Genomic DNA, 17,969 nt, shown 5'->3' with positions numbered 1-17,969 from the left:
AGCGACAGACAGGACGGGCACGGCACGACAGGACGGGCACGACAGGACGGCACGGCAAGACCTGAGCAAGCAGCAGCACACACGCACGGCAGCACCGCCCCGTACGAAAAGGAGCCGCCGCATGGCAGCGGGCGCCCACCGGTTCTTCGTCTCCCACGTCTCCGGCGTCGCCGCCTTCGATCCGGCCGGCGACCAGGTGGGGCGTGTGCGCGACATGGTCGTCATGCTGCGGGTGGGCGGGCGTCCGCCGAAACTGCTCGGTCTGGTGGTCGAACTTCCCAGCCGGCGCCGCATCTTCCTACCCATGAACCGGGTGACCGCCGTGCAGTCCGGCCAGGTCATCACCACCGGGGTGCTCAACGTCCGGCGCTTCGAGCAGCGGCCCACCGAACGGCTCGTCTTCGGCGAGCTCCTGGACCGCAGGGTGACACTCGTGGAGACCGGTGAGGAGGTCACCGTCCTGGACCTGTCGGTGCATCAGCTGCCGGCCCGCCGGGGATGGGTGATCGACCGGGTGTTCGTCCGCAAGGGCAAGAAGGGTGGAACGTTTCGGCGGGGCAAGGGGGAAACCCTGACCGTCGAGTGGTCGGCGGTCAGCGGGTTCTCGCTGGAGGAGCAGGGGCAGGGCGCCGAGAGTCTGCTCGCCACGTTCGAGCAGTTGCGCCCCGCCGACCTGGCCAATGTCCTGCACCACCTCTCCGCCAAGCGCCGCGCCGAGGTGGCCGCCGCTCTGGACGACGACCGCCTCGCGGACGTGCTGGAGGAGTTGCCCGAGGACGACCAGGTGGAGATCCTCGGCAAGCTGAAGGAGGAGCGCGCCGCGGACGTTCTGGAGGCCATGGACCCGGACGACGCCGCCGACCTGCTCTCCGAGCTGCCCGAGGAGGACAAGGAGCGGCTGCTGAGCCTGATGCGGCCCGATGACGCGGCCGACATGCGGCGCCTGATGGCGTACGAGGAGCACACCGCGGGCGGTCTGATGACGACCGAGCCGATCGTGCTCAGGCCCGACGCGACCGTCGCCGACGCGCTGGCCCGCATCCGCAACCCGGACCTGTCCCCGGCGCACGCGGCCCAGATCTATGTGTGCCGTCCGCCGGAGGAGACCCCGACCGGCAAGTACCTGGGCACGGTCCACTTCCAGCGGCTGCTGCGCGACCCCCCGTACACGCTGGTCGGCTCGATCCTCGACGAGGATCTGCAGTGGCTGGCGCCGGGTGCGGCGCTGCCCGTGGTGGCCGGGTTCTTCGCCGCGTACGACATGGTGGCGGCGCCCGTGGTCGACGAGACGGGAGCGCTGCTGGGCGCGGTGACGGTCGACGACGTACTGGACCACATGCTGCCGGACGACTGGCGGGAGACCGAGTTCCATCTGAACGACGAAGCCCCGGACGATGCCGGGGGCCCGGAGGGCACGAGAGGCGCGGACGACGCGGACGGTACCGATGGTGCGGACGTCAGGGACGACGAGGAGGGGGTGGTGACCGATGGCACCTGAGCGCGACGGCGTGCGCGAGCAGCGTCATCCGGCGGGCGCCACGGCCGCCGGCCGCGTGCGGACGCCACGGCTGGACCAGCCGCGCCCGCCCAGGCGCCGGCTGCTGCCCGAGTGGGACCCGGAGGCCTTCGGACGCCTGTCGGAGCGGATCGCGCGTTTCCTGGGGACCGGCCGGTTCATCGTCTGGATGACGGTCGTCATCATCGTGTGGCTGGTGTGGAACGTGTCCGCGCCGGAGGAACTGCGGTTCGACGAGTACCCGTTCATCTTCCTGACCCTGATGCTGTCCCTCCAGGCCTCGTACGCCGCCCCGCTGATCCTGCTGGCGCAGAACAGGCAGGACGACCGTGACCGGGTCAACCTGGAGCAGGACCGCAAGCAGGACGAGCGGGTGATCGCGGACACCGAGTATCTGACGCGGGAGATCGCCGCCCTGCGGATCGGGCTGGGGGAGGTCGCGACGCGCGACTGGATCCGCTCGGAGCTCCAGGACATGATGAAGGAGCTCGAGGAACGGCAGAACGGACACCGGGACCACCACGGCTCCATCGCGGCAATGCGGGCGCAACGGTCTCCGGGACGTGACGCAGACGACCAGTAGCGGGCTTACCGGGGGACGCGCGGGGCGCCGTACCATCGACACCATGGCTACGGAAGACGCGGTGCGCGAGGCACTGGCGACAGTGAACGACCCCGAGATCAACCGGCCCCTCACCGAACTCGGGATGGTCAAGTCGGTGGAGATCGGGGCGGACGGAGCGGTCGCGGTCGCCGTGTACCTGACGGTCTCCGGCTGTCCGATGCGGGACACGATCACACAGCGGGTGACGGACGCGGTCTCCCGGGTCGAAGGGGTCACGCGGGTCGACGTCACGCTGGACGTGATGAGCGACGAGCAGCGCAAGGAGCTGGCGAACGCCCTGCGCGGCGGCCAGGCCGAGCGCGAGGTGCCCTTCGCGAAGCCGGGCAGTCTGACCCGGGTGTACGCGGTCGCCTCCGGCAAGGGCGGGGTGGGCAAGTCGTCGGTGACGGTGAACCTGGCGGCGGCGATGGCGGCCGACGGCCTGAAGGTGGGCGTCGTGGACGCCGACATCTACGGTCACTCGGTGCCGCGCATGCTGGGTGCCGACGGACGTCCGACCCAGGTCGAGAACATGATCATGCCGCCGTCCGCGCACGGCGTGAAGGTCATCTCCATCGGCATGTTCACCCCGGGCAACGCGCCGGTGGTGTGGCGCGGCCCGATGCTGCACCGCGCGCTGCAGCAGTTCCTGGCGGACGTGTACTGGGGCGACCTGGACGTACTGCTGCTCGACCTGCCGCCGGGCACCGGTGACATCGCGATCTCGGTCGCGCAGCTCGTGCCGAACGCCGAGATCCTGGTCGTCACCACACCTCAGCAGGCGGCGGCCGAGGTGGCCGAGCGTGCGGGCTCCATCGCCGTGCAGACCCACCAGAAGATCGTCGGCGTGGTCGAGAACATGTCCGGTCTGCCCTGCCCGCACTGCGACGAGATGGTCGACGTCTTCGGCACCGGTGGCGGCCAGTCGGTGGCCGACGGCCTGACCCGCACCACGGGGGCCAACGTCCCGGTGCTCGGTTCCATCCCCATCGACCTGCGCCTGCGCGAGGGCGGCGACGAGGGCCGGCCGGTCGTCCTGTCCGACCCGGAGTCCCCCGCGGGTTCGGCGCTCCGCTCGATCGCCGGCAAGCTCGGCGGGCGTCAGCGCGGCCTGGCGGGCCTGGCGCTGGGCATCACGCCCCGGAACAAGTTCTGAGCGCTCCAGGCGCCCGTACGGGGCCCTGAGAGCCGCTGTGCCGCGTCCGGCCGGGGCGCCGTCCTTCGGGGCGGCGCCCTTCGCCGTGCGGGGACGGCGGTACCGCGTTCCGCGGCTCGGACCGGGCCGCATGCTCCCCCGAGCCGCATGGCTCCCCCCGGCCCGTACGCTCCCGCTCAGGACGCGTAGGCGGTGATGTCCTTGACCACGGCGAAGCCCAGGCCGTACGCGCTCATGCCCCGGCCGTACGCACCGACGTGCAGGCCCGCCCGCGTAGATCCCGCGAGCACCCAGCCGAACTCGGACTCCCGGTAGTGGAACGGCGTCGGCACCCCGTCCACGGGGAGGGACAGCATCGACCAGTCCGGTCCGTCGAGGTCGTCCGCCAGCACCCAGGCCGTCTCCGTCTGCTGCTCCAGCCAGTCGTCGCGCAGGGAGTGGTCCATCTGGCCCGGCCAGGTGAACGACAGCAGCCCCACTCCGGCGAGCCAGGCCGCGGAGGACACGGAGGTGGCCTCCATCAGGCCGGTGCCGTCCGCGCTGCGGCGCACCGGGTGGGCGGCCACCGTCACGGCGACCGCGAACTTCTCCTTGGTCTCCTGGCCGCTCTGGGCCGTGTACTCGCTGCGCACCGAGGGCTCGTCACCGTGCCCGATCGATCCGTGCTCGACGGACCCGTCCGCCGCGGTGCCGACCTGCATCAGCCAGCGCCGCCCCGTGAACGCCTCGTCGAGGCCGTACCACGGGAAGGGCGCGCTCAGGTAGCCGTCGACCGTACGCCGGGCGGAGGGGGCCGGCCGTCCGTCCTCCGCGGCCGGCGCCTGCGCGACTGCCCGACTCGTCGTCTCCATGTCCGGACGCCTCCTCGCTCTCGTCGGACCGGGGGCGGCCCGCCCCCCTTCGGGCGTACTCGTCCGGACCGCACAACAACTGGGGCAGCATAGCCACCTCGTGGGTGCGTGCCCGGGAGACCGCCCGGCGCGTGGGCCGCCTGGACGTCCGGTTCGGGCCGTGCGGGCTCCGGCGGAGTATGAAACGCGTCACACACATGGGGGCGTACGCCCCCACGCAGCCGACCGCGGCCGCGCCGGGCGAGGCTCAGGTGGCATCCGAGTCGAAGGGCGGACGATCGTCGGCGACCGTCTTCTCGGGCTTCTTCGTCATATCGAGGCGGCCTCCCTCGGAGGAAGCCGAGGAGGATGCGGAGGACGCCGGGGAAGATGCGGAGGACTCGGGGTCGCGGCCCTGGACGGCGTCCGTGACCTCGGCCATCTCCTTCTTCAGGTCGAAGCCGCTGCGGATCTCCTTGAGCCCCAGGTCGTCGTTGTCCATCTGCTTGCGGATGAACGTCTTGGGGTTGAGGTCCTCGAACTCGAAGTCCTTGAACTCCGGGCCCAGTTCCTCGCGGATGTCCTGCTTGGCGCTGTCCGAGAAGTCGCGGATCTTCCGGATCGTCCTGGTCACGTCCTGGATGACCTTGGGGAGCTTGTCCGGACCGAAGACGAGCACGGCGAGGATGACGAGCGTCACCAGCTCGAGCGGTCCTATGTCATTGAACACCTGAAGCTCCTTGCGATGTCCTCGGCCCTCGGCCCTCGGCGGTCAGTGCGTCCGTGCGTCCGTGCATCCGTGCGGTCTTCCGTGGTCCGGGCCGGGTCCACGGTACCCGGCCTCCCCGTACGGCCGGTACTGTGCCGGGGCCTCCGGATGCGTGACGGGTACGGTCTTCGCCGGCTGTTCGCCTTTCCGTGCCTGCCACGCCTCCCGTGTCCCCGCGCTGCCGTCCCGGCCGTCGTGCCGACCGATGTCTAGTCGCCGCCGGAGGAGCCGAGGACCAGCGAGACCTCCCGCTCCTTGCCGTCCCGCTCCAGGGTGAGCTCCAGCCGGTCTCCGGGGCGGTGTGCGCGGGTCTTGACGATGAGTTCCTCACCGGAGTGGACGCGCTGCCCGTCGACCTTCGTGATGACGTCGCCGGCCTTGATCCCGGCCTTGTCCCCGGGCCCGCCGGTGCCGACCGGGGGCCCGCCGTCGCTGCCCTCGGTCCCGACCTGGGCGCCGTCGCCGGCGTAGTCCATGTCCAGGGTGATGCCGATCACCGGGTGGGTCGCCCTGCCGTTGTTGATCAGCTCCTCGGCGACGCGCTTGCCCTGGTTGATCGGGATGGCGAAGCCGAGGCCTATGGAACCGGCCTGGCCGCCCTCGGCGTCACCTCCGCCGTCGGCTGCGGAGCGGATGGCGGAGTTGATGCCGATCACGCGGCCCTCGGCGTCGAGCAGGGGGCCGCCGGAGTTGCCGGGGTTGATCGGCGCGTCGGTCTGCAGGGCGTCGACGTACGACACGTCACTGCCGTCGCCCTGCCCGCCGCCCGCCGTGATGGGGCGTTCGCGCGCGCTGATGATGCCGGCGGTGACCGTGCCGGCCAGGTCGAAGGGGGCGCCGATGGCGACGACGGGGTCGCCCACCTGCACGTTGTCCGAGTTGCCGAGGGGCAGGGGAGCCAGCCCGCTGACGCCCTTGACCTTCACCACGGCGAGGTCGTAGCCGCTGTCCCGGCCGACGACCGTGGCCTCGGCGGTGTCGCCGCTGTGGAAGGTCACGGTGATCTCGCCGTCGCGTCCGGCGGGCTGCACGACGTGGTCGTTGGTGAGGATGTGTCCGCGTCCGTCGAGCACGAATCCGGTGCCGGTGCCCGCCGACGCCGCGCCGCTGACGTGCAGGGTGACGACGCTGGGCAGGGCCTGCGCGGCGATCCCTGCGATGCTTCCGGGTTCCCGCCCGGCGGGTTCCTCCTCGGCCTGCGGGAGTTCCACGGCGCCCACACCGCCGCCGCGTTCCAGCTGGGTGCCGACGATTCCGCCGACGCTGCCCGAGAGGAGCGCGACCAGCAGCATGAGGCCGACGAGCTTCCTCCTGGCCCGCTTGCGCCGCCCGTCCTCCGTGTCGACCGCGCCCCCGATCTGCTGCAACGGGGTACTCGCCGCGGCGGCGGCCCAGGGGTCGTAACGCTGCCAGGGGTCGGCCGGCGCCTGGCTCTCCACTGCCGGAGCGCCCGGGGCCGGGAGCATGGGCGCGGGTTCGACCGCGGGTGCGGGTGTGGGGTGGCTCGCGTCCGGGGCGCCCGGTCCGGAGGCACCGGGCGCGGGCGGGACGGTGGCAGCGGCAGCAGCTTCCGGCGCACCGGGCACGGGCATGCCGTGCGGCAGTGTGCCCGCCGTCGGGGACGCTCCCGGAGCGGGAATCGACGTGTCCTGCGCGGGAGTTGCCGCCGGATGCTGAACAGGGGGCGCGGGCGCCCAGGGCCCCGGCTCACCGTACGGCGGGGTGCTGTAGGGGTCGGGGTCGTGCAACGGCCGGGGCTGCTCGGACCGGTCTCCGAAGGAACCGGGTACGACGGACCCGGGTACGACGGACTCGGAGAACCCGGAGCGCCCGGAGGACTCCGCGGGATCCGTGGACCCTGCGGGCTCCGCGGCCACGTCGGACTCGCGAGGCTCGACAACTCCCGCGGGTGCGGCGCCTTCCGCGGGCAGGCCGGCTTCCGTCCTCTCGACCTTCAGGGGCCGGCGCAGTTCGTAGTCACCCTCGGTTTCGGCCAAGGACCCGGCGGGCCGGGCGAGTTCGAAGTCCGCTTCCTTCGGTGCGTCCACCGGGGCGGGATCCGGACCGGCACCGTCGGTGAGGTCCGCGCCGCCCGGGCCGTCGGAGCCGGCGATGCCGCCCGGCGGCGTGGGTCGCTCCAGCTCGAAGTCTCCGTCCCGGTCCGGTTCGGCCGACTGTTCCTGCTCCCCCGATGGGCTCGCCTTCGGGGGCTTTCCCTCGTTCATGCTCTCCCCACAGCCGGCCGCAGATCGTCGAATCGGTGACTCCGTACGCTTCCGCGGCTCGGAGCTCCTGGTCCGGCACCCGGCTCCATGGACTCGGGCGCGCCACCTGGATTCAATCAGGTTCGCACGCCCGTGCGCAGCGGACGGGTGCGGTACACAGACCGGCGCGCAGGCCGGTACGCAGACCGGTGCACCGGTCTGCTGATCATGCGGGAGGAAGCGGCGGGGCGGGAGCCGCGGTCGCGCCGCCGGAGGGCGTGGAGGAAGTGGGGGTATTGGGGGACGACGAGGCCTCGGCGGTGGGGAAGCCGCCGGGGGTCCTGAGCCCCGGGGTCGTCTCCCACTCGGTCAGGGACAACGGCGGTATCAGCGGAGCCATCGGGGCGGCGTCGGCCGTGACGGGGGTGGCCGCCAGGGGGCTGTGCCCCCGGGGAGCGGACGGTGGGGCCCCCGGGAGCAGCGGCGCGGACGCCTGGGTCGGGACGGCCGGGGTTCCGCCCCGTGTGCTCTGGCCCTGCAACTGGCCCAGCAGGGGGGCGGAGCCACGGCGGCGCTGGGAATCGGGCGTCGCCGCCGCTGCGCTGCCCTGGGTGCGCAGCGGGGTCACATTGCTGCCGCTGCCCGAGCCGCGGACCTCCGCGTCGACGGGTGTGAGGGTGACGACACCACCGAGGGCGATCGCCGCGAGGGACACCGCTCCCGCCGCGGCGGCGGCGAAGCGCATCCCGCGCGAGGAGGACCGGTCCTGCTCGTGCCGGCCGACCTCATGGATACGGAAGCCCCGGTCCGCCGGCCCCGCGTCCGACGAAGACGGGAGCAGGGAGGAGGGGCGCCGGGCGGGCGTGTAGGCGAACTCGAACCGCTCACCGCGCCTACCGCCGGTCCCGAAGGGTCCAGGCAGCCGACCGAGCTGCACGGACAGGTCGCCCGGCAGCCCTGCGTCGTCCAGTGGCGAGCCGCCGCCGAGGTCTCCGCCCGCCGGAAGACCCTGGAGCCGGGCCAGGAAGCTCTCGGACGGGGGCGGGGGCGCGGCTTGCGCGAAGACGTTCTTCAGGCGGCGCTGCGCGTCCAGCTCCGACTTGCACTTCGCGCAGGTGGCGACGTGCGCCAGTACGCGCTCGCGCGCGTCATGACCGAGCTCTCCGTCCACCAGGGCGGAAAGCCGGTCTCCCAGGTGCTCCTCTGCGAGGTGTCCTTCGGCAGGTTTCGGACGTGAACCGCTCACGTGCTCGCGCCCCCTCCTCCCAGTGCGGGAACACGCGGCGCGAAGGAGCGGCGCTCCGTGCGCGCCTGGGGCGAGCGGTGAGCGAGGGCCTTGCGCAGCTGGGAGCGCCCGCGGTGGATCCGGGACCGGACCGTGCCGAGCTTGACGCCGAGGGTCGCGGCGATCTCCTCGTACGACAGTCCCTCGATGTCGCAGAGGACGACCGCGGCGCGGAATTCGGGCGCGAGCGTGTCGAGGGCCTGCTGGACGTCCGCGTCGAAGTGAGTGTCGTTGAAGACCTGCTGGGGGGTGGGCTCCTTGCTGGGGAGCCGCTCGGCCGCGTCGTCGCCCAGCGAGTCGAAACGGATGCGCTGCTTGCGGCGCACCATGTCCAGGAAGAGGTTGGTCGTGATGCGGTGCAGCCAGCCCTCGAAGGTGCCCGGTGTGTATGTCGACAGGGAGCGGAAGACGCGGACGAAGACCTCCTGGGTGAGGTCCTCCGCGTCGTGCTGGTTACCGGTGAGGCGGTAGGCGAGCCGGTAGACCCGGCCGCTGTGCGTGCTGACGATCTCCTCCCACGTGGGCGGAGTCCACGCCTGCCCGTCCGCGTCGGTGGAGAAGCTCGCGGTCTGGGCCGGCTCGGCGGCGTGGCTGTGGTCAGCAGCGGTGTCGTTCACGGATTTCGGCCTGCCCGCCGATCCAAGGAAGCGCCTCAGCACTCCTCCCCGATCCATAGGCGCAGCCGCACCTCCCCTATCGGCTCTGGTGGTGTCCAGTGGAGCCCCTACCATAGCCACCTCGCCCGTTAGCTCCGGATAAGCGGTTTTACGAGAAATTGATGTGCGCTGCCACGGCTCGTGGGCCCGCGTCAGCACTTGCTCGGTGTTCCCGCTCATACGCCCACCCCCTCCACGGCACACGCCGCTCGCTCTTCCCTGTAAACGTCCGGTCCCATCAGTGGGTTCCCGGTGTCAACGGATAAAGTCACGCCGAGGCAACCACGGGGACGGGAGAGGGCCATTACCGCCAACCGGCAGACGAGCTGGGCGTTCGCGGACGCCTATGTCGCCGAGGACGAGGCGCTGCACTGGGCCCGGGACCGGGCCCAGGAGGCAGGGCTGCGCTCGGTGTCGCCCGGTACGGGTGCGGCCCTGCGGTTGCTCGCGGCCACCGCGGACGCCAAGGCGGTCGCGGAGATCGGCACCGGCTGCGGCGTCTCCGGGATCCACCTGCTGCACGGGATGCGGCCGGACGGTGTGCTGACCACGGTCGACCAGGAACCGGAGCATCAGCAGTCCGCCCGTCAGGCCTTCCGCACGGCGGGCTTCGCCGCCAACAGGGCCCGTTTCATCCCCGGACGGGCGTTGGACGTCCTGCCCCGCCTCGCGGACTCCGGCTACGACCTCGTCTTCTGCGACGGGGACCGGCTCGAGTACCAGGACTATCTCGCGGAATCGTTGCGTCTGCTGCGCCCGGGAGGCCTGGTCGCCTTCGAAGGGGTCTTCGCGAGCGGCCGGACGGTGGACTCCGGTCCGCAGCCCACCGAGGTGCTGCGGCTGCGGGAACTGGTGCGGGCCCTGCGCGAGAGCCAGGAACTGGTGTCGTCCCTGCTGCCCGTGGGTGACGGCCTGCTCTGTGTGGTGAAGCGGTAGCGCACGTGGTGAAGCGGTAGCGGACGGCTCCGGACGCGCATCGGACGAGAAACGGTGGCGGACCTCTCCGACACCGCTCCGACCTGGGCAAACAGTTGCCCCGGTGCCGTATACGGCACCGGGGCAACTGAAAGGGTAGGGTCGCTTGCGCGTCAGCCGACGACCTTCTTGAGAGCATCGCCGAGCGCGTCGGCCTCATCCGGGGTCAGCTCGACGACGAGCCGCCCGCCGCCTTCGAGCGGAACGCGCATGACGATGCCCCGCCCCTCCTTGGTCACCTCGAGCGGGCCGTCACCCGTCCGCGGCTTCATGGCCGCCATGCTCGTTCCCCTTCCTGAAACCCAGCTCAACCGTCTAGCCGACGGCCCACTGAAGGGCACCTGCGGTCCTTGAAGCAGGACACACGCCACCGGCATCGAACACATTGCTTCCAGGCCATTATCCCGCATCTCAGGACCCGATGACCAACATCGGTCGGCATCGCTTGGGCAACGCGCGCGAGCAAAACCACTCAATTCGGCGATGTGGCTGCGATACTGCGCCCTCTTACGCCACTCCCCCTAAGAAAATCGGACCGGAATTCTTTGACGCAGGTCACACACGGGCTCCGCACCGGCGCCGGCGATCTCCGTCATGCTGTCCTGCACAGGGACGTACTGACGGGTAGGTCCACGAGCCGCGACGCGGAGGGATACACCATGGCCGACACCGTGCTCTACGAGGTGAGCGACGGACTCGCGACGATCACGCTGAACCGCCCGGAGGCGATGAACGCGCTGAACGTGGCGGCGAAGGCCGCTCTCCGGGACGCGGTCCGGGCCGCCGCGGACGACGAGGGTGTGCGGGCCGTACTGCTGACCGCCGCCGGCGACCGGGCGTTCTGCGTCGGGCAGGACCTCAAGGAGCACATCGGGCTGCTGGTCGCCGACCGGGAGGACGGCGGCGGGCGCACGATGAGTACGGTGCGCGAGCACTACAACCCGATCGTGAAGGCGCTCGCCGGGGCCGCGAAACCGGTGGTCGCCGCGGTGAACGGGGTGGCGGCCGGGGCGGGCTTCGGCTTCGCGCTGGCGGCGGACTACCGGATCGTGGCCGACACGGCGGCGTTCAACACGTCGTTCGCCGGGGTCGCGCTGACCGCGGACTCCGGTATCTCCTGGACGCTGCCGCGGGTCGTCGGCCCGAGCCGCGCCACCGACCTGCTGCTCTTCCCCCGCAGCATCACGGCCCAGGAGGCGTACGACCTCGGGATCGCGAACCGGCTGGTCCCGGCCGCCGAACTGCGCGCGGAGGCGGAGAAGACGGCGCGGGCGCTGGCCGCGGGGCCCACGGTGGCGTACGCGGCACTCAAGGAGTCGGTGGCGTACGGGCTCACCCACTCCCTGGAGGAGGCCCTGGAGAAGGAGGACGAGCTCCAGACCCGGGCGGGCGCCTCCGAGGACCACACGATCGCCGTGCAGGCCTTCGTCAACAAGGAGAAGCCGAAGTACCAGGGCCGCTGACTCCGGGGGTGGCAGATCCAGGAGCGACGGGCCCGGGGCGACAGGTCCGGGAATGACAGACCCGGGGCGGCAGACCCGGAAGGGGCAGACCCGGAAGGGGCAGACCCGGGAGCGGCAGATCCGGAAGGGGCAGGCCCCGGGCGACAGGCCCGGGGCCGTCTGCGGCGTGGCCTGCTCGCCTTCGAGGGGTCAGGGCTGTCGGGCCGCGCAGTCCTTCAGGTGGTCGTCGACCAGGCCGCAGGCCTGCATCAGCGCGTAGGCCGTGGTCGGGCCGACGAAGCGCAGGCCCTGCTTCTTCAGGGCCTTGGACAGCGCCGTCGACTCGGGTGTGATCGCGGGCACGTCGGCGAGGGTCACCGGTGCCGGGCGGCCTGCCGGGTCGGGTGCGTGCGACCAGATCAGGGCGTCCAGGTCGCCGGGCGCCCACCCGGCCAGCACGCGTGCGTTGCCCAGGGTCGCGTCGATCTTGGCGCGGTTGCGGATGATGCCGGCGTCGGCCAGCAGGCGTTCCCGGTCGGCGTCGGTGAACTCCGCGACGGCCGCGATCCGGAAGCCGGCGAAGGCGCTGCGGAAGCCCGGACGGCGGCGCAGGATCGTGATCCACGACAGGCCGGACTGGAAGGCCTCCAGGCTGAGGCGCTCGAACAGGGCGTCGTCCCCGTGGACCGGGCGGCCCCACTCCTCGTCGTGGTAGGCGATGTAGTCCTCGGTGGACAGGGCCCAGGGGCAGCGCGGTGCGCCGTCCGGACCCGCGAGGGCGGCCCCGTCGGTCACAGCTGGTCGCCCTCCTGGCGCGCGGCGGGCTTGTCCAGGGCGAGGTGGGCCGCGACGGCACGGGCACCGGCCAGCGCGGATTCCAGGTCGGCGATCCGGGCGTCGCGCTCGGCGAGCTCGGCGCCGAGGCGGCTCAGCGCGTCGTCCACGTCGTCCATGCGGTAGCCGCGCGCGGCGAGGGGAAAGCGAAGACCGTCCACGTCCGCGCGGCTGACCGGGCGGTCCAGCGGCAGGGTGTCCCTCAGCCGGTCGGGGGCCGCGTCGGGCAGCGGGCCGCTCTCGCCGCCGCCCACCACGGCGAGGGTCACCGCGGCGACCACGACGGCGAGCGCGACGACCAGGAACAGGAACATAACCATCGCTGTGGTCCCCAGGGTTGGATCGAGCCGGAGTCGGATGTGTGGCTCCGATCGTGCCATGCGAGTCTGACAGTCAGGGTCACAGGCGGCCGGGACGGCCGTCGGACCGCACCGACGAGAAGAGGTCTTTGGGGATGCTCAGGCTGGGCAGGCGGGAATTCGCACCGCACGAGCCGGTGATCATGGCGATCGTGAACCGGACCCCCGACTCCTTCTACGACCGGGGCGCGACCTTCCGCGACGAACCGGCGCTCACGCGCGTGGAGCAGGCGGTGGCCGAGGGCGCCGCGATCATCGACATCGGCGGGGTGAAGGCCGGGCCGGGCGAGGAGGTCTCCGCGGAGGAGGAGGCACGACGCACGGTCGGTTTCGTCGCCGAGGTGCGGCGGCGTTTCCCGGACGTCGTGATCAGCGTGGACACCTGGCGGCACGAGATCGGCGAGGCCGTGTGCGAGGTGGGGGCGGACGTCCTGAACGATGCCTGGGGCGGGGTCGATCCGCGGCTCGCGGAGGTCGCCGCGCGGTACGGCACGGGGCTGGTGTGCACCCACGCGGGAGGCGCACTGCCACGGACCCGGCCGCACCGGGTGGAGTACGAGGACGTGATGGCCGACATCCTCGAGCGGACGCTGGGGCTGGCGGAGCGCGCGGTGTCCCTGGGCGTGCCGCGGGAGTCGGTGATGATCGATCCCGGGCACGACTTCGGCAAGAACACCCGGCACAGTCTCGAGGCGACGCGGCGGCTGGACGAGATGGTCGCCACCGGGTGGCCGGTGCTGGTGTCCCTGTCCAACAAGGACTTCGTCGGGGAGACCCTGGACCGGCCGGTCAAGGAGCGGGTGCTGGGGACGCTTGCGACGACCGCGGTGTCGGCGTGGCTGGGGGCGCGGGTGTACCGGGTGCACGAGGTGGCGGAGACGCGGCAGGTGCTGGACATGGTGGCGTCCATCGCGGGCCACCGTGCCCCTGCGGTGGCCCGGCGGGGGCTCGCGTAGGGCTCCGCCCCGGGTGACGGTTCTGCCCCTGAGCCCGTTTCCATGACCGGCGTCCCTGGACCCCGGGCATGGGGCTCCGCCCCACACCCAGCCGGGGGCTCTGCCCCTGGACCCCGCCCTGTGCCCACCCACCGCCCGACTCGGTGGATCGAAAAGTGACCCCAGGGCCCGGACCGTCACACGGTGGGTCGGGAAAGGCCCCGGCCCGCACGCCGCTCGGCAGGGATCAGAAGTACCTCCCCCGGCCCCCCGGGGCCCCTCCGGTCGTCCTGCGGGGCCCCGGGGGGCCGGGGGGCGGCCGCCCGGGGCCCACGTGTCGCTCGGCAGGGCGGGAGGGGGCTGTCGAGGAGGCCTCCGGTCCACGCGCCGGTCAGTGGGTGAGGGCGGGGCAAGGCGTGGAGGGCTCGCCTGCTCAGCGGCCCGCTTCCTTGGACACCAGGGACACCGCTTCGTCCACGTCGTCCGTGACGTGGAAGAGGAGGAGGTCCTTCTCGGCCGCCTTGCCCTGGGCGATGACCGTGCCGCGCAGCCAGTCGACCAGGCCGCCCCAGTACTCGGTGCCGAACAGGACGACGGGGAACTGGGTGATCTTCTGCGTCTGGACCAGGGTCAGCGCCTCGAAGAGTTCGTCGAGGGTGCCGAGGCCGCCGGGCAGGACGACGAAGCCCTGCGAGTACTTGACGAACATCAGCTTGCGGACGAAGAAGTACCGGAAGTTCAGGCCGATGTCGACGTAGCTGTTGAGCCCCTGCTCGAAGGGCAGCTCGATACCGAGGCCGACCGAGACGCCGTCGGCCTCGCAGGCGCCCTTGTTGGCCGCCTCCATGGCGCCGGGGCCGCCGCCGGTGACGACGGCGAAGCCCGCCTCGACCAGGCCCCGGCCCAGCCGGACGCCGGCGTCGTACTCCGGCGAGGTCGCCGGTGTGCGGGCCGAGCCGAAGACGCTGATGGCGGGGGGCAGCTCGGCGAGTGCGCCGAACCCCTCGATGAACTCCGACTGGATGCGCAGCACCCGCCAGGGGTCGGTGTGCACCCAGTCCGAGGGGGCACGCCCGTCCAGCAGCCGCTGGTCCGTGGTGCTCGTCTGGACCTGGCCCCGCCTGCGGAGTACCGGGCCCAGCCGCTGCTCCTCCGGTGGAACCTGCTTGCCCTCGGGGTTGCCAGTAGCCATATGTGCTCCCTCCGTTCCGGTCTCCCCGGCTCGGGAGATCGCCGAGAGGACGGGGAGAGGTCATTCCACCTCAGCGTAGATCCACGAGGGTTACGTCCGGGGGACGTCAGCATGTCCGCGGGACAGCGTTCCAAACGCCCCGCCGGGGTGGTGTGCTCACGCGGTCAGCCAGGACCGCAGCCGCTCCTCCCCCGCGAGGATCTTCGCCGTCTCGACGCGTTCGTCCCGCTTGTGCGCCAGGTGCGGGTTGCCGGGGCCGTAGTTGACCGCCGGGATGCCGAGGGCCGAGAAGCGGGAGACGTCCGTCCAGCCGTACTTGGGCTGGGGGGTGCCGCCGACCGCCTCGATGAAGGCGGCCGCCGCCGGGTGGGAGAGGCCGGGCAGGGCCGCGCCGCTGTGGTCGTCGACGACGAACTCGCTCACGCCGCAGTCCGCGAAGACCTCGCGGACGTGGGCGAGGGCCTCGGCCTCGGAGCGGTCGGGGGCGTAGCGGAAGTTGACGGCGACGACGCACTCGTCGGGGATGACGTTGCCGGCGACGCCTCCGGAGATGCCCACCGCGTTCAGGCCCTCGCGGTACTCCAGACCGTCGATCACCGGGTGGCGCGGCTCGTAGGAGGCGAGGCGGGCGAGGACGGGGGATGCCGCGTGGATCGCGTTGGCGCCCATCCAGCTCCGCGCGGAGTGGGCGCGCTCGCCGGTGGTCTTCAACAGCACCCGGAGCGTGCCCTGGCAGCCGCCCTCGACCTGGCCGTCGGTGGGCTCGAGGAGGACCGCGAAGTCACCCTCCAGCCAGTCGGGGTGCTGTTCGGCGACGTGCTTGAGGCCGTTGAGGTCCGCGGAGACCTCCTCGTTGTCGTAGAAGACGAAGGTGAGGTCCCGGTTGGGGGCGGGGACGGTGGCCGCGATGCGCAGCTGTACGGCCACGCCCGCCTTCATGTCGCTGGTGCCGCAGCCCCACAGCACGCCGTCCTCGTCGAGCCGGGAGGGGACGTTGTCCGCGATGGGGACCGTGTCGATGTGACCGGCGAGGATCACGCGCTCCTCGCGTCCCAGGTGCGTACGGGCCACGACGTTGTTGCCGTACCGGTCGACCGTGAGGTGCGGCAGGGGCCGCAGGGCGGATTCGATCGCGTCGGCGAGCGGCTTCTCGGTGCCGCTGACGGAGGGGAAGTCGACGAGCCGCGCGGTCAGGCGTGCCGCGTCCAGAGTGAGGTCAAGCGGTGTATCGGCCATGGCGACGACCCTAACGCGCTGGTCCGGGCCCACTGTCCACACCCGGAACACACGGCTCCTACTCTCCAGTACCTTGTTACGCGTGTCAGAGTCACCACTTCCTTCCAGGCGTCGTGGCCGCTTCCTCCGTTTCGGGACGGCCTCCGTGGTACTTCTCGGGATCGCCGGTTATCTGGTGGTCCAGTACGACACGGGCGGCACCAGCGGCCCGGGTTGCCGGGTCGTGTCCGGCAAGGACGACGGGGCCGCGTACGCGTTCACGCCCGAGCAGGCGGTGAACGCGGCGACGATCACCGCCGTCGGCACCGCCCGCGACCTGCCCGAGCGGGCCGTGGCGATCGCGCTGGCGACGGCCCTCCAGGAATCGGCGCTGCGCAACATCGACTACGGCGACCGTGACTCGCTCGGCCTGTTCCAGCAGCGCCCCTCGCAGGGCTGGGGCACGCCGGAGGAGATCATGGACCCGGCGTACTCCGCGGGGAAGTTCTACGAGGGGCTGGAGGAGGTGCCGGGGTACACCCGGCTGCCGCTCACCGTCGCCGCCCAGCGGGTGCAGCTCAGCGGCTTCCCGCAGGCGTACGCCAAGCATGAGCCGGACGCCACCCTGCTGGCCGCCGCCCTGACCGGCAACTCGGAGGCCACGCTGACCTGCGCGGGCCGTCCGGGGGCGACCCGCGCGGCGGGGACGGACGCGGTACGTGACGCGCTGGTCCGGGACTTCGGGCGGGACACCCTGGAACCGGTCGGCGCCGAGGTCGGCGACGCGGCGAGCCCCGTACCCTCCACCCCCCGGAACGGTGACCCCGGCTCCGGTTCCGGCACCGGCTTCAGTTCCGACTCCGACGGGCGGACCATGACGCTGTCGGTGTCCACCGAGGCGGACCCGGGCCGGAAGGCCAGGGCTCAGGGCTGGCAGCTGGCGCACTGGGCCGTGGCCAACGCCTCCGCGCTGCACATGGAGCGGGTGTCGTACGCGGGGCGGGAGTGGACCGCCGGGGACGACGGCGGCCGGTGGACCCCGGTCGAGGGCGAGGGCAAGGGCGACGAGGACGGCAAGAACTCCGCGGGCGCGGACGGCGGCGCGGGTTACTCCGCGGTCGTGATCCGGACCGCGGAGTAACCCGCACGGCAGGCCGCGCGGTGGACCGTACAGCCCCTCGCACGGTTGCCCGACGACTCACCCTTGAAGGTTGCTCCGAGGGTCGGGGCGTTGACGTGGTGAGCGGGTTTACGCGTTCTCGCCCCTGCTTCGCCGGGCTCCTTGGGGCTTGGGCGCTGTAACCATTCGGCAGCCCGTCGAACGACATACCGTTCGTCCGCTTTTCGGCGTACCCGATCATGCGACCCGTTGCCAACTCTTTACGTCGCCCCACCGCAACCTTCCAGGCCTTCGAGCGGTAGTCACTGCGTCCGGGCCCGGAGGCCGACGACCGGAGATCGACCAGATCGACGTGAGACCGACCACCCGCCGGGTTCGGCTGGACGTTTCACCGTTCTCTCCCGCCGAAGGAGCACCATGTCCCTCCCCCTGACCCGTCGGATCGCCCGTGCCGCGCTGCTCGTCGCCGCCGGAGCGGCCGCCGGGGTCGGTGCGGCCGGTTCCGCCACCGCGGCCCCCGGGCTGCCGGCCACCCCGAACGTCGGCGGTCTGACCGCCCTGGACCAGGCCGGCGCGACCGGCACCGTGGACGACGCGGCGCACGCCGTCACCGAGACCGCGGGCGGCACCGGCGGCCAGGCGCTCGGGCAGGCCGCGCCGGTGGCGGTCCAGGCCGCCGAGGGCACGTTGCCGACCGACGCCGTCCCCCTGGACGGCGTGCCGACCGCCCGGACCCTCCCGGCCCCGGCGCTGCCGCTCGGCTGACCCGACCGGGTCCGGGTCCGGGTCCGGGTCCGGATCCACGGGGGTCCGGGCCCGGCCGGCCCGGACCGCATGTACGCCATGTACGCCATGTACGCCATGTATGCCGACGGGG

The 17,969-nt window shown here is 72.2% G+C and carries 18 protein-coding genes; 8 read left to right on the top strand and 10 right to left on the bottom strand.

Going from position 1 to position 17,969, the window contains the following annotated elements; translation table 11 throughout:
• The first annotated feature begins 121 nt into the window (after positions 1 to 121).
• The 3 genes from V4Y04_RS24595 to V4Y04_RS24585 are packed head-to-tail and all read left to right on the top strand — an operon-like array spanning position 122 to position 3,276.
• A complete protein-coding gene (locus V4Y04_RS24595) occupies positions 122 to 1,498 on the top strand; it encodes a magnesium transporter MgtE N-terminal domain-containing protein (RefSeq protein ID WP_332430483.1) in 1,377 nt (458 codons plus the stop codon).
• Positions 1,488 to 2,099, top strand: a complete 612-nt coding sequence (locus tag V4Y04_RS24590; protein WP_332430482.1) for a DUF1003 domain-containing protein — start codon at positions 1,488 to 1,490, stop codon at positions 2,097 to 2,099. Before V4Y04_RS24595 ends, V4Y04_RS24590 begins: the two co-directional genes overlap by 11 nt.
• A gap of 43 nt (positions 2,100 to 2,142) precedes the next feature.
• Positions 2,143 to 3,276 carry an Mrp/NBP35 family ATP-binding protein gene (locus tag V4Y04_RS24585; protein WP_332430481.1) on the top strand — a complete coding sequence of 378 codons (1,134 nt, stop codon included), beginning with the start codon at positions 2,143 to 2,145 and terminating at the stop codon, positions 3,274 to 3,276.
• A 176-nt stretch (positions 3,277 to 3,452) separates the two neighbouring features.
• On the opposite strand, the gene V4Y04_RS24580 is transcribed toward V4Y04_RS24585, so the two are convergent.
• The 5 genes from V4Y04_RS24580 to sigE form a co-directional block, all read right to left on the bottom strand.
• Positions 3,453 to 4,127, bottom strand: a complete 675-nt coding sequence (locus tag V4Y04_RS24580; protein ID WP_332430480.1) for a hypothetical protein — start codon at positions 4,125 to 4,127, stop codon at positions 3,453 to 3,455.
• Positions 4,128 to 4,374: 247 nt separating this feature from the next.
• A complete protein-coding gene (locus tag V4Y04_RS24575; protein WP_332430479.1) occupies positions 4,375 to 4,836 on the bottom strand; it encodes a sec-independent translocase in 462 nt (153 codons plus the stop codon).
• A 248-nt stretch (positions 4,837 to 5,084) separates the two neighbouring features.
• On the bottom strand, positions 5,085 to 7,100 hold the full coding sequence (locus tag V4Y04_RS24570) for a trypsin-like peptidase domain-containing protein (RefSeq protein ID WP_332430478.1): 2,016 nt from the start codon (positions 7,098 to 7,100) through the stop codon (positions 5,085 to 5,087).
• 205 nt (positions 7,101 to 7,305) lie between these two features.
• Entirely contained in the window at positions 7,306 to 8,325 is a 1,020-nt protein-coding gene (locus tag V4Y04_RS24565) for an anti-sigma factor family protein (RefSeq protein ID WP_332430477.1), read from the bottom strand.
• Positions 8,322 to 9,023 carry an RNA polymerase sigma factor SigE gene (sigE, locus tag V4Y04_RS24560; protein ID WP_332432988.1) on the bottom strand — a complete coding sequence of 234 codons (702 nt, stop codon included), beginning with the start codon at positions 9,021 to 9,023 and terminating at the stop codon, positions 8,322 to 8,324. The genes V4Y04_RS24565 and sigE overlap by 4 nt, the downstream gene beginning before the upstream one ends.
• A gap of 249 nt (positions 9,024 to 9,272) precedes the next feature.
• On the opposite strand from sigE, the gene V4Y04_RS24555 reads away from it, so the two are divergent.
• Entirely contained in the window at positions 9,273 to 9,956 is a 684-nt protein-coding gene (locus V4Y04_RS24555) for an O-methyltransferase (protein WP_332430476.1), read from the top strand.
• 152 nt (positions 9,957 to 10,108) lie between these two features.
• On the opposite strand, the gene V4Y04_RS24550 is transcribed toward V4Y04_RS24555, so the two are convergent.
• Positions 10,109 to 10,276: a DUF3117 domain-containing protein gene (locus V4Y04_RS24550; protein ID WP_003966491.1), complete on the bottom strand. Its 168-nt coding sequence runs from the start codon at positions 10,274 to 10,276 to the stop codon at positions 10,109 to 10,111.
• Positions 10,277 to 10,654: 378 nt separating this feature from the next.
• Between V4Y04_RS24550 and V4Y04_RS24545 the strand changes: the two genes are divergently transcribed.
• Positions 10,655 to 11,458, top strand: coding sequence for an enoyl-CoA hydratase/isomerase family protein (locus V4Y04_RS24545; protein ID WP_332430475.1), 804 nt, complete (start codon positions 10,655 to 10,657; stop codon positions 11,456 to 11,458).
• A gap of 189 nt (positions 11,459 to 11,647) precedes the next feature.
• On the opposite strand, the gene V4Y04_RS24540 is transcribed toward V4Y04_RS24545, so the two are convergent.
• Both V4Y04_RS24540 and V4Y04_RS24535 read right to left on the bottom strand, forming a co-directional pair.
• A complete protein-coding gene (locus V4Y04_RS24540; RefSeq protein WP_332430474.1) occupies positions 11,648 to 12,232 on the bottom strand; it encodes a DNA-3-methyladenine glycosylase I in 585 nt (194 codons plus the stop codon).
• Positions 12,229 to 12,585 carry a DivIVA domain-containing protein gene (locus V4Y04_RS24535; protein ID WP_332432987.1) on the bottom strand — a complete coding sequence of 119 codons (357 nt, stop codon included), beginning with the start codon at positions 12,583 to 12,585 and terminating at the stop codon, positions 12,229 to 12,231. The genes V4Y04_RS24540 and V4Y04_RS24535 overlap by 4 nt, the downstream gene beginning before the upstream one ends.
• A gap of 140 nt (positions 12,586 to 12,725) precedes the next feature.
• Here V4Y04_RS24535 and folP point away from each other — a divergent pair, with 140 nt between their 5' ends.
• The gene (folP, locus tag V4Y04_RS24530) at positions 12,726 to 13,586 is read left to right on the top strand and encodes a dihydropteroate synthase (RefSeq protein WP_332432986.1); all 861 of its coding nucleotides are present in this window, start codon (positions 12,726 to 12,728) and stop codon (positions 13,584 to 13,586) included.
• 412 nt (positions 13,587 to 13,998) lie between these two features.
• Here the strand turns inward: folP and V4Y04_RS24525 are convergent, their stop codons facing one another.
• Both V4Y04_RS24525 and dapE read right to left on the bottom strand, forming a co-directional pair.
• The gene (locus V4Y04_RS24525; RefSeq protein WP_332430473.1) at positions 13,999 to 14,757 is read right to left on the bottom strand and encodes a TIGR00730 family Rossman fold protein; all 759 of its coding nucleotides are present in this window, start codon (positions 14,755 to 14,757) and stop codon (positions 13,999 to 14,001) included.
• A 156-nt stretch (positions 14,758 to 14,913) separates the two neighbouring features.
• The gene (gene dapE / locus V4Y04_RS24520; protein WP_332430472.1) at positions 14,914 to 15,993 is read right to left on the bottom strand and encodes a succinyl-diaminopimelate desuccinylase; all 1,080 of its coding nucleotides are present in this window, start codon (positions 15,991 to 15,993) and stop codon (positions 14,914 to 14,916) included.
• An 82-nt stretch (positions 15,994 to 16,075) separates the two neighbouring features.
• On the opposite strand from dapE, the gene V4Y04_RS24515 reads away from it, so the two are divergent.
• Positions 16,076 to 17,113, top strand: coding sequence for a heavy metal transporter (locus V4Y04_RS24515; RefSeq protein WP_443080075.1), 1,038 nt, complete (start codon positions 16,076 to 16,078; stop codon positions 17,111 to 17,113).
• 396 nt (positions 17,114 to 17,509) lie between these two features.
• Positions 17,510 to 17,857, top strand: a complete 348-nt coding sequence (locus tag V4Y04_RS24510) for an ATP-binding protein (RefSeq protein WP_332430470.1) — start codon at positions 17,510 to 17,512, stop codon at positions 17,855 to 17,857.
• The last annotated feature ends 112 nt before the right edge of the window (positions 17,858 to 17,969 follow it).

The organism is Streptomyces sp. P9-A2 (assembly GCF_036634175.1).
Classification (GTDB): Bacteria; Actinomycetota; Actinomycetes; order Streptomycetales; family Streptomycetaceae; genus Streptomyces; species Streptomyces pratens.
This window is presented reverse-complemented; position numbering and strand designations above follow the sequence as displayed.

Bases quoted from the DNA above. Each gene is read 5' to 3' on its own strand.
- V4Y04_RS24510 (WP_332430470.1), top strand. From the start codon at position 17,510: ATGTCCCTCCCCCTGACCCGTCGGATCGCCCGTGCCGCGCTGCTCGTC.
- V4Y04_RS24585 (WP_332430481.1), top strand. From the start codon at position 2,143: ATGGCTACGGAAGACGCGGTGCGCGAGGCACTGGCGACAGTGAACGAC.
- dapE (WP_332430472.1), bottom strand. From the start codon at position 15,993: ATGGCCGATACACCGCTTGACCTCACTCTGGACGCGGCACGCCTGACC.
- V4Y04_RS24590 (WP_332430482.1), top strand. From the start codon at position 1,488: ATGGCACCTGAGCGCGACGGCGTGCGCGAGCAGCGTCATCCGGCGGGC.
- V4Y04_RS24580 (WP_332430480.1), bottom strand. From the start codon at position 4,127: ATGGAGACGACGAGTCGGGCAGTCGCGCAGGCGCCGGCCGCGGAGGAC.
- V4Y04_RS24535 (WP_332432987.1), bottom strand. From the start codon at position 12,585: ATGTTCCTGTTCCTGGTCGTCGCGCTCGCCGTCGTGGTCGCCGCGGTG.
- V4Y04_RS24595 (WP_332430483.1), top strand. From the start codon at position 122: ATGGCAGCGGGCGCCCACCGGTTCTTCGTCTCCCACGTCTCCGGCGTC.
- V4Y04_RS24525 (WP_332430473.1), bottom strand. From the start codon at position 14,757: ATGGCTACTGGCAACCCCGAGGGCAAGCAGGTTCCACCGGAGGAGCAG.
- V4Y04_RS24570 (WP_332430478.1), bottom strand. From the start codon at position 7,100: ATGAACGAGGGAAAGCCCCCGAAGGCGAGCCCATCGGGGGAGCAGGAA.
- V4Y04_RS24550 (WP_003966491.1), bottom strand. From the start codon at position 10,276: ATGGCGGCCATGAAGCCGCGGACGGGTGACGGCCCGCTCGAGGTGACC.
- V4Y04_RS24545 (WP_332430475.1), top strand. From the start codon at position 10,655: ATGGCCGACACCGTGCTCTACGAGGTGAGCGACGGACTCGCGACGATC.
- folP (WP_332432986.1), top strand. From the start codon at position 12,726: ATGCTCAGGCTGGGCAGGCGGGAATTCGCACCGCACGAGCCGGTGATC.